This window comes from Lentzea sp. NPDC060358 (assembly GCF_042725365.1).
GTDB lineage: Bacteria > Actinomycetota > Actinomycetes > Mycobacteriales > Pseudonocardiaceae > Lentzea.
In genome coordinates, this window is sequence record NZ_JBHXCW010000050.1 from 1 (window position 1) to 14,003 (window position 14,003).

At 70.5% G+C, this 14,003-nt stretch carries 15 protein-coding genes; 7 read left to right on the plus strand and 8 right to left on the minus strand.

The features are described 5' to 3' along the window. Positions 1-39 precede the first annotated feature (39 nt). From ACFWGZ_RS13690 to ACFWGZ_RS13705, 4 genes are all read right to left on the minus strand, one after another. Positions 40-789 carry a YebC/PmpR family DNA-binding transcriptional regulator gene (locus tag ACFWGZ_RS13690; RefSeq protein ID WP_355297392.1) on the minus strand — a complete coding sequence of 250 codons (750 nt, stop codon included), beginning with the start codon at positions 787-789 and terminating at the stop codon, positions 40-42. Continuing rightward, positions 786-1,430, minus strand: coding sequence for a pyridoxal 5'-phosphate synthase glutaminase subunit PdxT (gene pdxT / locus ACFWGZ_RS13695; protein WP_382451817.1), 645 nt, complete (start codon positions 1,428-1,430; stop codon positions 786-788). The genes ACFWGZ_RS13690 and pdxT overlap by 4 nt, the downstream gene beginning before the upstream one ends. Before the next feature lie 30 nt (positions 1,431-1,460). Further along, a complete protein-coding gene (locus ACFWGZ_RS13700) occupies positions 1,461-2,804 on the minus strand; it encodes an amino acid permease (RefSeq protein ID WP_382451852.1) in 1,344 nt (447 codons plus the stop codon). A gap of 140 nt (positions 2,805-2,944) precedes the next feature. After that, positions 2,945-4,132 carry a trans-sulfuration enzyme family protein gene (locus tag ACFWGZ_RS13705; RefSeq protein ID WP_382451818.1) on the minus strand — a complete coding sequence of 396 codons (1,188 nt, stop codon included), beginning with the start codon at positions 4,130-4,132 and terminating at the stop codon, positions 2,945-2,947. Between the two features lie 74 nt (positions 4,133-4,206). Between ACFWGZ_RS13705 and ACFWGZ_RS13710 the strand changes: the two genes are divergently transcribed. Then, entirely contained in the window at positions 4,207-4,647 is a 441-nt protein-coding gene (locus ACFWGZ_RS13710) for an Lrp/AsnC family transcriptional regulator (protein WP_382451819.1), read from the plus strand. Here the strand turns inward: ACFWGZ_RS13710 and ACFWGZ_RS13715 are convergent. Both ACFWGZ_RS13715 and ACFWGZ_RS13720 read right to left on the minus strand, forming a co-directional pair. Beyond that, positions 4,644-4,952: an AzlD domain-containing protein gene (locus tag ACFWGZ_RS13715; protein ID WP_382451820.1), complete on the minus strand. Its 309-nt coding sequence runs from the start codon at positions 4,950-4,952 to the stop codon at positions 4,644-4,646. The two genes, ACFWGZ_RS13710 and ACFWGZ_RS13715, sit on opposite strands and share 4 nt — an antisense overlap. Next, a complete protein-coding gene (locus ACFWGZ_RS13720; RefSeq protein ID WP_382451821.1) occupies positions 4,931-5,629 on the minus strand; it encodes an AzlC family ABC transporter permease in 699 nt (232 codons plus the stop codon). The genes ACFWGZ_RS13715 and ACFWGZ_RS13720 overlap by 22 nt, the downstream gene beginning before the upstream one ends. Positions 5,630-5,686: 57 nt before the next feature. Between ACFWGZ_RS13720 and ACFWGZ_RS13725 the strand changes: the two genes are divergently transcribed. From ACFWGZ_RS13725 to ACFWGZ_RS13745, 5 genes are all read left to right on the plus strand, one after another. Next, entirely contained in the window at positions 5,687-6,241 is a 555-nt protein-coding gene (locus tag ACFWGZ_RS13725) for a helix-turn-helix domain-containing protein (RefSeq protein WP_382451822.1), read from the plus strand. Positions 6,242-6,344: 103 nt separating this feature from the next. Then, positions 6,345-7,178 (plus strand): fibronectin type III domain-containing protein, encoded by an 834-nt coding sequence (locus ACFWGZ_RS13730; RefSeq protein WP_382451823.1) that lies wholly within the window; start codon positions 6,345-6,347, stop codon positions 7,176-7,178. An 82-nt stretch (positions 7,179-7,260) separates the two neighbouring features. Continuing rightward, on the plus strand, positions 7,261-9,513 hold the full coding sequence (helR, locus tag ACFWGZ_RS13735) for an RNA polymerase recycling motor ATPase HelR (RefSeq protein WP_382451824.1): 2,253 nt from the start codon (positions 7,261-7,263) through the stop codon (positions 9,511-9,513). Beyond that, positions 9,476-9,739, plus strand: coding sequence for a hypothetical protein (locus ACFWGZ_RS13740; RefSeq protein WP_382451825.1), 264 nt, complete (start codon positions 9,476-9,478; stop codon positions 9,737-9,739). Before helR ends, ACFWGZ_RS13740 begins: the two co-directional genes overlap by 38 nt. Further along, complete coding sequence (locus ACFWGZ_RS13745) at positions 9,736-10,161, plus strand: hypothetical protein (RefSeq protein WP_382451826.1); 426 nt, start codon at positions 9,736-9,738, stop codon at positions 10,159-10,161. The genes ACFWGZ_RS13740 and ACFWGZ_RS13745 overlap by 4 nt, the downstream gene beginning before the upstream one ends. A gap of 41 nt (positions 10,162-10,202) precedes the next feature. Here ACFWGZ_RS13745 and pdxS read toward each other — a convergent pair whose 3' ends face one another. Beyond that, on the minus strand, positions 10,203-11,096 hold the full coding sequence (gene pdxS, locus ACFWGZ_RS13750; protein WP_382451827.1) for a pyridoxal 5'-phosphate synthase lyase subunit PdxS: 894 nt from the start codon (positions 11,094-11,096) through the stop codon (positions 10,203-10,205). Positions 11,097-11,307: 211 nt separating this feature from the next. Between pdxS and ACFWGZ_RS13755 the strand changes: the two genes are divergently transcribed. Continuing rightward, positions 11,308-13,380 carry an elongation factor G-like protein EF-G2 gene (locus ACFWGZ_RS13755; RefSeq protein WP_382451828.1) on the plus strand — a complete coding sequence of 691 codons (2,073 nt, stop codon included), beginning with the start codon at positions 11,308-11,310 and terminating at the stop codon, positions 13,378-13,380. A gap of 20 nt (positions 13,381-13,400) precedes the next feature. Here ACFWGZ_RS13755 and ACFWGZ_RS13760 read toward each other — a convergent pair whose 3' ends face one another. Next, the gene (locus ACFWGZ_RS13760) at positions 13,401-13,895 is read right to left on the minus strand and encodes a DapH/DapD/GlmU-related protein (protein ID WP_382451853.1); all 495 of its coding nucleotides are present in this window, start codon (positions 13,893-13,895) and stop codon (positions 13,401-13,403) included. Between the last annotated feature and the right edge of the window lie 108 nt (positions 13,896-14,003).

Sequence of the window (14,003 nt, forward strand, 5' to 3'; positions counted from 1 at the left end):
CAAGCGTACTGCGTGACCGGCGTTTAGTCGTTGCGCTCGTCAGCCGACCTCGGCCATGACCTCGTCGGACACGTCGAAGTTCGCGAAGACGTTCTGCACGTCGTCGCAGTCCTCCAGCGCGTCGATCAGCTTGAAGATCTTCTTGGCGCCCTCGGCCTCGAGCTGCACCGACACCGACGGCAGGAAGCTCGACTCCGCCGACTCGTAGTCGATGCCCGCGTCCTGCAGCGCCTTGCGCACCGGGATCAGGTCGCCCGCCTCGGAGACGACCTCGAAGGCCTCGCCCAGGTCGTTGACCTCCTCGGCGCCCGCCTCCAGCACGGCCAGCATGACGTCGTCCTCGGACGTACCCGCCTTCGGCACGATCACGACGCCCTTGCGGCTGAACATGTACGACACCGAACCGGGGTCGGCCATCGAGCCGCCGTTGCGGGTCATCGCCGTGCGGACCTCGGTGGCGGCGCGGTTGCGGTTGTCGGTGAGGCACTCGATGAGCACCGCGACACCGTTGGGCCCGTAGCCCTCGTACATGATCGTCTGCCAGTCGGCGCCGCCGGCCTCTTCACCACCACCGCGCTTGCGGGCGCGTTCGATGTTGTCCAGCGGCACCGAGTTCTTGCGGGCCTTCTGGATGGCGTCGAACAGCGTCGGGTTGCCGTCGGGGTCCCCACCACCGGTGCGGGCCGCCACCTCGATGTTCTTGATGAGCCGCGCGAAGAGCTTGCCGCGCTTGGCGTCGATGGCGGCCTTCTTGTGCTTGGTGGTCGCCCACTTGGAGTGGCCGCTCATTTCTCCTCCGAACCAGTCGAACCACGAACCATGTCCACGAACAGGCGGTGGACGCGCTCGTCCCCGGTGAGCTCCGGGTGGAACGCCGTGGCCAGCACCTTGCCCTGCCTGACCGCGACGATCCTACCGGCGGCATCGCCCGCCTCAGCAGTAACGGGCACCGTAGCGAGCACCTCGACGTCCCCGCCCACCGCCTCCACCCACGGCGCACGGATGAACACGGCGTGCACCGACTCGCCGCCCAGGTCGAGATCGGTCTCGAACGAGTCGACCTGCCGCCCGAAGGCGTTGCGCCGCACCGTGACGTCGAGCCCGCCGAGCTGCTGCTGGTCCTCGCGCCCGTCGAGAACCTCGTCGGCCAGCAGGATCATGCCCGCGCACGACCCGTAGGCGGGGAAGCCGTCCTTGATCTTGGCCCTGAGCGGCTCCAGCAACCCGAAGTTGCCGAGCAGCTTGCTCATGGTCGTCGACTCGCCGCCGGGGATGACGATCCCGTCGAGCTCGTCCAGCTCCTCGGCCCTGCGCACGGGCCGCGCGGTGACATCGCACTTCGCGAGCGAGACGAGGTGTTCCTGGACGTCGCCCTGCAGGGCGAGCACACCGATCACGGGAGGGGCAGCGACAACCATGCCTACCAGCATATTCGAGCTGCCGCGCCTGCCACGCGACGCCTACTCGGCGCGGACGAGCTGCTCCCGCGCGGGTCCGGCGGGCCGGCGCGACCGCACGAACCGCCACCCGACGAACAGCACCAGCGCCAGCACCGGGATGGACCAGAACGCGATCTTCTCGGCAGTCCCGGCGAACGCCATCTGCCCGATCACCAGCGCGAGGAACGCCAACGTCCCGTAAGACGTGTAGGGAGCCCCGGGCATCCGGTAGGAGGGCCGCTTGATCTCCCCGGCCAAAGCCCTCTTCCGCAACCGCAGCTGGCACACGATCAACGTCGCCCAGGTCGACACCACGCCCAGAGAAGCAACGGCGATCGCGATGTCGAAGGCTTCCTTCGGCACGATGTAGTTGAGAACGACACCGAAGAGGTAAGCGGCACCGGTGAACAGAATGCCGCCATAAGGCACGTGCCGCGAGTTCATGCGAGCGGTGAACGCCGGCGCCTCGCCCTTCTGCGCCAAAGACCGCAGAATACGACCGGTCGAGTAGAGACCGGAGTTGCACGAAGACAACGCGGCGGTGAGCACCACGGCGTTCATGATGTCGCCGACCGCGGGAATGCCCAGCGCCGAGAACACGGTGACGAACGGCGATTCCGTGCCGGTGAAGTGGTCCCACGGCAGCAGCATCGTCAGCAGGAGCACCGAGCCGACGTAGAAGATCGCGATCCGGTACACGACGCCGTTGATGGCGCGCGGCATGATCTTCCCGGGGTCCTTGGTCTCGCCGGCCGCGATGCCGACCAGCTCGATCGCCGAGTAGGCGAAGATCACGGCCTGCAGGGTCATGAGCGCGACGCCGAACCCGGCCGGGAAGAGGCCGCCGTGGCCGAGCGTGTTGGAGACCGAGGCCGTCGTGCCGCCGATGTCCGCGGCCGCGATCACCAGTCCGGCGCCGGTCACCAGGAAGACGACCAGTGCCGTCACCTTGATGACCGAGAACCAGAACTCCAGCTCGCCGAACAGCTTGACGGACACCATGTTGACGGCGATGAGCACGAACAGCGCCACCAGCGCGGTGATCCACTGCGGCAGGTCGGGGAACCACTTGTGCATGTAGATCGCGACGGCGGTGATCTCGGCGATGCCCGTCATCGCCCAGTTCACCCAGTACATCCAGCCCGAGGTGAAGCCCGCCCACGGGCCGATGAACTCGCGGGCGTACTCGACGAAGCTGCCGGACACGGGACGGTGGAGCACGAGCTCGCCCAGCGCGCGCATGACGAAGAACGCCGCGAGGCCGCACACCGCGTAGGACAGGATCAGCGACGGCCCCGCCGTGGCGAGGCGTCCGCCCGCGCCCAGGAAGAGGCCGACGCCGATCGCGCCACCGATGGCGATCATCTGCACCTGGCGCTTGCTCAGCGCCTTGGTGTAGCCGTCCGCATCAGTTTCTGCAGAACTCACGAAGAGGTTCCTTCCGAAAACGGAAAAATGCTCGCGTCGGAACCTCCCGCGCCCCGACGCACCGATGCGTCGGAACCCTAGTGAGTGGCGGTCATCACCAAGAAATCAGTTGGGGAAGCCTTAACGTAAGGGGCGTCACAGAGTGCCGAGTTCAAGTCCTCCCAAATGTCCTCGACGTGCTCCAATCCCACGGAAATGCGCAGCAAATTGTCCGGAACGCCAGAAGCGCGCAGTTCTTCACCCGGCACCAGGCGATGTGTCAAAGCCGAGGGGTGCTCGATCAGCGTGTCGACCGAGCCCAGCGACACGGCCGGCGTGATCAGCCGGAGCCGCCGCACGACCTCGACCGGGTCGCCGTGCACGCCGAACGCGATCATCGCCCCGGTCCCCCGCATCTGGCGCGACGCGGACGGGTAGCGCACGAACTCGACGGCGTCGTGCTGCGCGAGCCGCGACGCCAGCACGGCGGCGGACCTCGACGCCGCCTCGACGCGCAACGGCAGCGTGGCCAGGCCGCGGTGCAGCAGGTAGCCGCCCAGCGGGTGCAGCACGGCGCCGGTGATGATCCGGACCTGCCGCAGCGCCGCCGCCAGTTCCTCCGAGCACGCCACGACGCCGCCGAGCACGTCGCCGTGCCCGCCGAGGTACTTGGTGCCCGAGTGCAGGACGTACGAGGCGCCGTGCAGCGCGGGGTTCTGCAGGACCGGCGTCGCGAAGGTGTTGTCGACCACCACCGGGACGCCCCCGGCCTGCCGCACGACGTGCTCGACGTCGACCAGGTCCAGGTTGGGGTTCGCGGGCGTCTCGACGACGACCAGCCCGGTGTCCGGCCGGATCGCGGAGGACACCAGGCCCGCCTCGACGTAGGTGGTCGTGACGCCCAGCAGACCCGACGACAGCAGGTGGTCGGTGCCGCCGTACAGCGGGCGCACGGCCACGACGTGCGGCTTGCCCGCCATCACGCAGGCGGCCTGGACCACGGCGGTCACCGCGGCCATGCCGCTGCCGAACGCCACGGCCGTCGCGGTGTGCTCCAGGGCCGCGAGCGCCTGCTCGAACCGGGCCACGGTCGGGTTGTGCAGCCGCGCGTACACGGGCGAGGAGGCCCGCGCGGCGCCGGTGGCCCAGTCCCCCAGCGCCTGGCCGCCGAGCGCCTGGTCGGGCACGGGGTAGGTGGTGGACAGGTCGATGGGGGGCGCGTGCACGCCGAGCTCCGCGAGGTCGTCGCGGCCGCCGTGCACTGCGATGGTCTCGATGCGCGTCATGGACCGAATGGTGGAGACTTCCTCGGCAGAGCGGGTGAACAACCGCAGCCGATTCGGCAGAACGGGGAAGAGCCGTGCTGGATGCGATCGACGAGGCCATCGTGCGAGAGCTGCGGAAGGACGCGCGGCTGCAGAACAAGGACCTGGCCGAACGCGTGAACGTCGCGCAGTCCACGGCGGTCGTGCGGCACCGGTCGCTGCGGGAGCGCGGGGTGATCACCGGCTACCACGCCGAGGTCGACCCGGCGGCGGTCGGGCAGCACGTCCAGGCGATGCTCGCGGTGAAGATCCGCCCGCACACCAAGGAGATCGTCGACCCGTTCATGGCCTACGTGCTGGGTCTCCCGGAGACGCTCGCGCTCTCCCACGTGACGGGCCCGGAGGACTTCCTGGTGCACGTCGCCGTGGCGGACGTCGGCCACCTGCAGCGGCTCGTGCTCGACAAGTTCACGAGCCGCCGCGAGGTCACCGAGGTGCACACGAACCTGCTGTTCTCCCACGTCCGCAAGCACTAGCTCACGCCGAGGAACCTCAGCCCGGCCGTCGTGGCCGCGGCCAGCACGATCACGGCCACGAACGGCAGCTTCCGCCACGCCGCGAGCCCGCCGGCCAGCACACCGGCCGCCAGCGCCCAGCCGCCGAAGCCCTTGCCGTTCGTCAGCGCCGAGACCGCGACCAGGGCCAGCAGCAGCACGGTCGCGCTGGCGGAGATGACCTCGCGGACCTTGTCGGGCAACGTGATCCGGTCGCGCAGCAGCGGGCCGGCGATGCGGATCGCGAACGTGCCCGCGGCGAGGATCAGGACTGCGGTGACGGGCACGGCTCCTCCTTCTTGCTGGTCCGGAACACGACGAGGCCGGCCAGCGCGAGCAGCACCGGCACCCCGGCGGGCAGGAACGGCGTGGCCGCCAGCGCGATCGCCGCACCCGTGAGCGCCGCGTTGCGGGTGCCCGCGTGCTTGAGGGCGGGCAGGGTGAGCGCGAGCATCGCCGCCGGGAAGGCCGCGTCCAGCCCGAACGTCATCGGGTCGCCGATCGCCTGGCCCGCCAGCGCGCCGACGAGCACGCCGGTGTTCCAGGTGAAGAACAACGTCACGCCGCACGCCCAGTAGGCCGCCCTCGCCCGTGCGGGGTCCTTCTGCGCCATCGCGAACGCCGTGGACTCGTCGATCAGCAGGTGGCTGCCGACGATCCGCGCCAGCCAGCCGGTGCCGAGCACGTCCCCGATCGCGAGCCCGAACGGCAGGTGCCGCGCGTTGAGCACGAGACCGGCCAGCACCGCGGCGGCGGGACTGCCCCCGGCCGCGACGATGCCGACGGCCATGAACTGCGAGCCGCCCGCGAAGATCACCAGCGACATCAGCACCGGCAGCCACCACGGCAGGCCGGAGCCGACCGAGATCGCGCCGAAGGAGGCGCCGGTCACCGCGGCACCGAGTGCGACCGCGGCGACGTCACGCAGGAGCACAGCATCAAGAGTTCGCCATATCGAACGCATCACCCGATACGATGAACAACGCACCGCGTGTTCGTCAAGCCGAACGGATGGTCTTCTTTGTCGAACGCACCACTCGAGCTCATCGCGGCCAACCTCCGGCGCGAGCGCGACCGCTCCGGCCTGTCGCTCTCCGAGCTCGCGAAGAAGGCGGGCATCGCGAAGTCGACGCTCTCGCAGCTGGAGTCCGGCGGCGGGAACCCCAGCGTGGAGACCCTGTGGGCGTTGGGCGTGGCGCTCGGGGTGCCGTTCAGCCGTCTCGTCGAACCGGCCGTGCCGCGCGTGCAGGTGATCCGCGCGGGCGAAGGCCCGGTCATCCACTCCGAGCGCGCGCACTACTCGGCGACGCTGCTCGCCGCGTGCCGTCCGGGCACGAAGCACGACATCTACTGGCTGACCCTCGAACCGGGCGGCGCCCGCGAGTCGGAGCCGCACGTGCCGGGCAGCGTCGAGCACATGATCGTGGCGTCCGGGCGCTGCCTCGCGGGACTCGCGGACGACCCGGTCGAGCTCGGGCCGGGCGACTACATCGTCTACCCCGGCGACCTGCCGCACGTCTGCAAGGCGCTGGAGCCGGGGACGACCGCGATGATGGTCATGGAGCACACGGCGTAGAGCCTGTCCCGCGGGTGGGAAAACCTTGCGCTGATCGACGGTTCCGCCACCCGCGCCCGCACCGCCACACTGGGGAGCGGGTGAGGGAGATTCGAGGGGAACCGTGATTGCTCCTGCTCGTTGCGCGCTGGCCGCGGCCGCCGCACTGGCGTTGTCCGGCCTGACCGCGGGTACCGCGACGGCCACGGGTGTCGACGTGGTCGGCTCCTACACCTGCGTCACCTCGACAGGGCGGACCGTGCCCGTCGGGGTGCACTTCGGCGGTGGCCTGCCCGACGACGTCGGCCCTAACGGCGTGTCCTACGCGCAGCCCGCGCTGGTCGACCTGGACCTCGACATCACCAGCCTGGTGAGCGGCCGGGTCGACGACGACAGCACCGCGGTCGTCGAGGCGTGGACCACCGGTCCGGACAAGAAGCAGACCCAGGGCCACCTCCGGTTCGCGGCCACGCGGGACACGCCGTGGCTGCACGCGGCCGGCGGCCTGGACGCGCTGTACCTCAACCCTGCCGGCACCTACCGGATCCACCTCGGCGCGGTGTCGATGTCGTTGCGCCCCAAGGCTGCTGACGGCTCCGCACTGCCCGCGGTCGACGCCCGCTGCACCCCGAGCACGGGTGACTCGCTCGTGCTGGGGTCGTTGCAGTCCTTCGGCCTGATCGCCGACCGGCCGCTGCGGCCGTACTCGCTCGCGGTCGTCTCGGCCACGGCGACCACCGCGACGCTGACGTGGGAAGCCAACCGCTGGTGGAACCCGACGGCCTACTACGAGGTCTACGTCAACGACACCGTGGTCGCGAAGCCGGTGGACAAGCAGGTGGTCCTGACCGGGCTCGTGCCCGACGGCCAGTACCGGGTGAAGGTCGTGACCCGTGACACGACCGGCAGCGCCTCGCTCAAGAGCGCGGGCCTGGTGTTCTCCACCAGTCCGGCCTGACAGGTGTTTCTCCCCACTTCACCGTATAGCAGAAGGGGGCCCTTGCCACAAGACCCCCGCCGTGCCGCAGACTCAACGTCCTATGCCGACACAAGGGCGCTGTGGGGAGCACGTGGGTTACGAAGAAGAACTGCAGTCCGAGCGTGAATACGTGGCCGACCTGTACGCACGGCTCGATGGCGAACGTGCGCGCGTGAAGGCCGCTTACCAGTCTGCGCTGGGTGGCACCGGCGCGACCGCGATGGACCGTGACAACGAGGTGCGCGCCCGGCACCGCGAGATGAAGCGCCTGAACGTGGCCGACTACGGCCTCTGCTTCGGGCGGCTCGACAGCACCGACGGCGCCGTCTCCTACATCGGCAGGATCGGCCTCTTCGACGAGTTCGACGACTTCGAACCGGTGCTGCTGGACTGGCGCGCGCCGGCCGCGCGGCCGTTCTACACCGCGACCGGCGCGAACCCCGAGGGCCAGCGCCGGCGCCGCCAGTTCCTGACCCGGCGCCGCGAGGTGGCGGGGTTCACCGACGAGGTGTTCGGCCTGCTCGGCGAGGAGCAGGGCGACGTGGCCCTGCTGGAGGCGCTGAACGCGCCGCGCGGCGAGGGCATGCGCGACATCGTCGCGACCATCCAGGCCGAGCAGGACGCGATCATCCGGCTCGACCACCCCGGTGTGCTGGTGATCGAGGGCGGTCCCGGCACCGGCAAGACGGTCGTGGCGCTGCACCGCGTCGCGTACCTGATGTACACCCAGCGCGAGCGCATGGAACGCCACGGCGTGCTCGTCGTGGGCCCGAACCCGGCGTTCCTCAACCACATCGGGCGCGTGCTGCCGTCGCTCGGCGAGTCGGACGTGGTGTTCTCGACGGCCGGCAGCCTGCTGCCGGGCGTCGTCGCGACGGCCGAGGACACGCCGGAGGTCGCGCGGCTCAAGGGGTCGCGCGCGATGGTGGAGGTGCTGAAGGCGGCGGTCGCGTCGCTGCAGCGCCTGCCGGAGGAGCCGATCCCGATCGGCATCAAGGACGTCGTCGTGCCGATCACCGCCGACGTCGCCGAGTGGGCCCGGCAGGAGGCGCGCGACAGCGGCCTGCCGCACAACGAGGCCCGCAAGGCGTTCCGCGAGATCATCACCTACGTGCTGACCGAGCGGGCGATCGGCCGGATCGGCAAGGGCTGGATGTCGCGGTCGGACAAGCAGGCCTGGGAGGAGATGCGCACCGGTCTGACGCACGACCTCGCCGACGACGACTCGTTCATCGCGGCGCTGGACGCGCTGTGGCCGGTGCGGACGCCGTTCGAGCTGCTGTCGTCGCTCTACGCGTCGCCGGAGCTGCTGGCGACCACGGGCGCCGACCCGTCGCTGCACCGCACGTCCGGCGAGTGGACCGTCTCGGACGTGCCGCTGCTGGACGAGCTGCACGACCTGCTGGGCAAGGACGGCTCCGAGCAGGCCGCCGACCAGGCCGCCTCCGCCGAACGCGCGCAGGAGGCCCGCTACGCCTCCGAGGTGCTCGACGGCATGGTGGGCCGCTTCGACCACATGGACGACGAGGACCACCTCTTCGCCTCGGACATGATCTTCGCCGAGGACCTGGCCGAGCGGTTCGAGGACCACGACCAGCGCTCGCTCGTGGAACGCGCCACCGCCGACCGCGCGTGGACCTACCGGCACGTGGTGGTCGACGAGGCGCAGGAACTGTCCGAAATGGACTGGCGGGTGCTGATGCGCCGCTGCCCCGGCCGGTCCTTCACGGTGGTGGGCGACCTGGCGCAACGCCGTTCGGCGGCGGGCGCGACGTCGTGGGGCGAGATGCTCGAGCCGTACGTGCCGGGTCGCTGGGAATACCGCTCCCTGACGGTCAACTACCGCACGCCGGCGGAGATCATGGCCGTCGCGGCGCGGGTGCTGGCGGAGTTCGCACCGGACGTGCAGGCGCCGGAGTCGGTGCGCTCCAACGGTGTCGAGCCGTGGTCGCGCCGGGTGACGCCCACCGAGCTGCCCGCCGCCGTCGAGGAGTTCTCGCTGGAGGAGAAGGGTTTCGAGGGCACCAGCGTGGTGATCGGGCCGCCCGGCGTGCCCGGCACCGTGCCCGCGGCGGAGACCAAGGGCCTGGAGTACGACTCGGTGCTCGTCGTGGAACCGGAGCGGATCCTGGCCGACGGGCCGCGCGGCGCGGCCGAGCTGTACGTGGCGCTGACCCGTGCCACGCAACGACTCGGCGTGCTGCATGTCCATGAATTGCCCACTCCGCTGGCCGGTCTCTCCCCTAGGCTCGTTCCTTCGGACCACGGGGGAAACGATGACCAGACCACCGCACGAGCCGGAGCAGCCGGATAGTCCCTACGCACCACCGCGCGGCCCCACCCGGCCGATCGGCAGCTTCGAGGTGCCCGAGCCGTTCTTCCCGGTGGCCCCACCGGGCGAGCCCGGCTCGGGCCTCAAGATCGTCGCCGTGCTGGCGGTGTTCGCGGTGCTGCTCGGCGGCGGGATCTTCTGGCTGTCGACCAAGGACACCATCCACTTCAGCAGCGACAGCGGTCCCGAGGCCCGCGCGTCACGGTGAGCGAGCCGCCGACTCCCCTCGCGGTGCCCGGCGACTGCGTGACGCTGACCGGGTCCGAGGCGGCACCGGAGTTCCACAAGGTCCCCTGCGGCCGGCACAACTTCACGGTCGCCAAGGTCAAGGCGTGGCCGAACTCGGACGAGAAGTGCGGCGCGGAGGACGCCTGGTACGCGCGGTACGAGGAGATCGGCGGGCCGCAGGCCGTCACGGTGTGCCTGATCCCGGCGCTCACCGACGGCGAGTGCTACGACATGTTCTCCAGCGGCATGCACCCGGCGGTCCAGAAGACGGCGTGCGGGGGTGCGAGCGCCGCACGGGTGAAGGTGCTCACGAACACCGCGGACAAGGCGGTGTGCGGCCCGGATGCGGGGGCGGCGTTCGCCTACCCGGAGACGAACACGACGTACTGCTTCTCCAAGTAGCCGGAAAGGGCGCATCCCCAGATGCGCCCTTTCCGGTTACCTCACCAGCCGCGCTCGGCCAGGCGGTGCGGCTCGGGCACGTCCTCGACGTTGATGCCGACCATGGCCTCGCCGAGACCGCGCGAGACCTTGGCGATGACGTCCGGGTCGTCGTGGAAGGTGGTGGCCTTCACGATGGCCTCGGCGCGCTGCTCCGGGTTGCCGGACTTGAAGATGCCGGACCCGACGAACACGCCCTCGGCGCCGAGCTGCATCATCATCGCGGCGTCGGCCGGGGTCGCGATGCCGCCCGCGGTGAAGAGCACCACGGGGAGCTTGCCGTTCTGCGCGACCTCCTTGACCAGCTCGTACGGCGCCTGGAGCTCCTTGGCGGCGACGTAGAGCTCGTCCTCGGGCAGGTTCTGCAGGCGGCGGATCTCCTGACGGATCCTGCGCATGTGCGTGGTGGCGTTGGAGACGTCGCCGGTGCCGGCCTCGCCCTTGGAGCGGATCATGGCCGCGCCCTCGGTGATGCGGCGCAGGGCCTCGCCCAGGTTCGTCGCCCCGCAGACGAAGGGGACGGTGAACGCCCACTTGTCGATGTGGTTGGCGTAGTCGGCCGGGGTGAGCACCTCGGACTCGTCGATGTAGTCGACGCCGAGCGCGGCGAGGACCTGGGCCTCGACGAAGTGGCCGATGCGGGCCTTGGCCATCACGGGGATCGAGACGGCGTCGATGATCCCGTCGATCAGGTCGGGATCGCTCATGCGGGCGACGCCGCCCTGCGCGCGGATGTCCGCGGGAACGCGCTCCAGCGCCATGACGGCGACGGCACCCGCGTCCTCCGCGATCTTCGCCTGGGTGGCGTCGACCACGTCCATGATCACGCCGCCCTTGAGCATCTCGGCCATGCCGCGCTTGACGCGGGCGGTGCCCGTGACCTGATCAGTGCTCACCGGGGCAACCTTTCGCGAGGGGAAGTTCTGGTGACCTCACGGTACGACCGCTGTGGCACCCTCCCCCAAGCCACTGGCGCACCGTTTCAGAAGGCCACTTTCACGATCAACGCTGGTAGGTGACGCCCGTCACGCAGAGGTGGTGTGAACGCCGGATGGGTGCGCGGGGTTGTCCCCGGCCGTCAACGGGTGTGAGATCGAACACTACGACTTGACGGAGGTCGCCACGGGAAGCAAGCACTCCGACAACGGTTCACCGGCAGGCGCGGTCGCTGTGGACGACCCGGCCAAGGTCCGCAACGTCGTGCTCGTGGGCCCCTCCGGCGCGGGCAAGACGACGCTCACCGAGGCCCTGCTCGCCACCACTGGCGTGCTCACCCGGGCCGGCTCGGTCACCGAGGGCACGACGGTCTGCGACCACGACCCGGCCGCCGTGCGGCAGCAGCGGTCGGTCGGCCTCGCCGTCGCTCCCGTCCAGCACGGGGACATCAAGATCAACCTGATCGACACCCCCGGCTACGTCGACTTCGTCGGGGAGCTCAGGGCGGGACTCCGCGCCGCGGACGCCGCCCTCTTCGTCGTCAACGCCTTCGAGGGCGTCGACGCCGCCACCGTCACGTTGTGGCAGGAGTGCGCGCTCGTCGGCATGCCGCGTGCCGTCGTCATCACCCGCACCGACCACCACCGCGCGGACTTCGCGACCGAGGTCATCGCGTGCCAGGCCGCGTTCGGTGCGGGCGTCGTGCCGTTGTACGTGCAGGAGGGCGACCGGCTGACCGGACTGCTGACGGCGGGCGAGAACCACCCGGACGAACGCGCGGCGCTGATCGAGGGGATCATCGCCGAGAGCGAGGACGAGACCCTCATGGACCGCTACCTGGCGGGCGAGGAGATCGACCAGGACACGCTGATCGCCGACCTCGAGACCGCCGTCGCCCGCGGCTCGTTCCACCCCGTGGTGCCCGTGTGCGCCGTGACCGGCATGGGGCTCACCGAACTGCTGGACGGCATCGCCCGCGCGTTCCCGTCCCCGCTGGAGCACGAGGTCCCGTCCGTCACGTCGGTGGACGGCATCCCGCAACCGCGCATGGCCGTCGACCCGGACGGGCCGCTCGTGGCCGAGGTGGTCCGCACCGCGGTGGACTCCTACGTCGGCCGCGTGTCGCTGGTCCGCGTCTTCTCCGGCACCCTGCGCCCCGAACGCCCCGTCCACGTCAGCGGGCACGGCATGGCCGACCGCGGCCACGAGGACCACGACGCCGACGAACGCGTCGCGCACATCTACTCCCCGCTGGGCGCGGCACTGCGCGAGGTCCCGTACTGCGTCGCCGGCGACCTGTGCGCCCTGACGAAGCTGACCACCGCCGAGACCGGCGACACCGTCTCCGCCCCCGACCAGCCGCTGCTGATGGCCCCGTGGGACATGCCGGAGCCCCTGCTGCCCGTCGCCGTGGTCCCCCGCACCCGCAGCGACGAGGACAACCTGGCCCGCAACCTCAACCGCCTCGTCGCGAGCGACCCGACCCTGCGCCTCGACCGCAACGCCGAGACCCGCCAGATGGTCCTGTGGTGCATGGGCGAGGCCCACGCCGACGTCGTGCTGGCCCGCCTGCGCGCGGGCGGCGCGGAGATCGACACCGAACCGGTCCGCGTGCCGTTCCGCGAGACCTTCGCGGGCCCGGCGAAGGGCCACGGCCGGCACGTCAAGCAAAGTGGAGGTCACGGCCAGTACGCGGTGTGCGACATCGTGGTCGAACCGCTGCCGCGCGGCTCGGGCAACGAGTTCGTGGACAAGATCGTCGGCGGCGCGATCCCCCACCAGTTCATCCCGTCCGTGGAGAAGGGCGTGCGCGCGCAGCTGGAGAAGGGCCTGCACGACGGCACCCCTGTCGTCGACGTGCGGGTGACTCTCGTGGACGGCAAGGCGCACTCGGTCGACTCGTCGGACGCGGCGTTCCAGATGGCGGGGTCGCTCGCGTTGAAGGAGGCGGCGTCGATCGGGCGGACCCGGCTGCTGGAGCCGATGGACGAGGTCGCGATCCGGTTGCCCGACGAACACCTCGGCACGGTGCTCGGCGACCTGTCCGGCCGGCGCGGGCGCGTGCTCGGAACCGAGGCCGACGAGGGCGGGCGGACGGTGATCCGGGCCGAGGTGCCGTCCTCGGAGCTGCTGCGGTACGCGATCGAGCTGCGGGCGCTGACGTCGGGGACGGGGACGTTCACGCGGCACTTCTCGCGGTACGACCCGCTGCCGGAGGCGCTGGCGGCCCGCGCGAGCAGGTAGTCGTCACCGCGGTTCCGCGCTCAGTCGATCTTCCGGACGGCGACCGCCGGCACACCCGCCACCAGGGTGCGGGCGGGGACGTCGCGGGTCACCACGGCTCCGGCCGCGACGACGGCGTCCTCGCCCACCGTGACACCCTGCATCACCAGCGCGGAGGCGCCGATCCACACGTTGCGCCCCAGCCGGATGGGCGCCGCCGTGACACCGCAGCGGCGCCCGTCCGGTTCGAGCGGGTGGCCGGAGCTGATGAGACTGACCGCCGGACCCATCATCACGTCGTCACCGATCTCGATGCCGCCGACGTCGTTGAAGCGGCAGCCCTGGTTGACGAAGACGTTGCGCCCCACCCGGATGTTCACGCCGTGGTCGCAGTAGACCGGCGGGATGAGGTGGAACGTCTCGTCGACGACCTGTCCGGTGAGCTCGCTCCACCCCTCCCGGATCGCCTCCTGGTCGGCGTACCGCAACACGTTGATCTCCTCGGTGAGCCGGATCGCCCGCTGCACCCTCTCCACGAAACCCAACTTCGCTCCTCTGCCCGGCACTGTCACCACTGTCGAGGAGAAGGAACCAGGGACGGGGGACGAGCGGCAAACAACGCCGGGGCGACTGTCCACAACCCG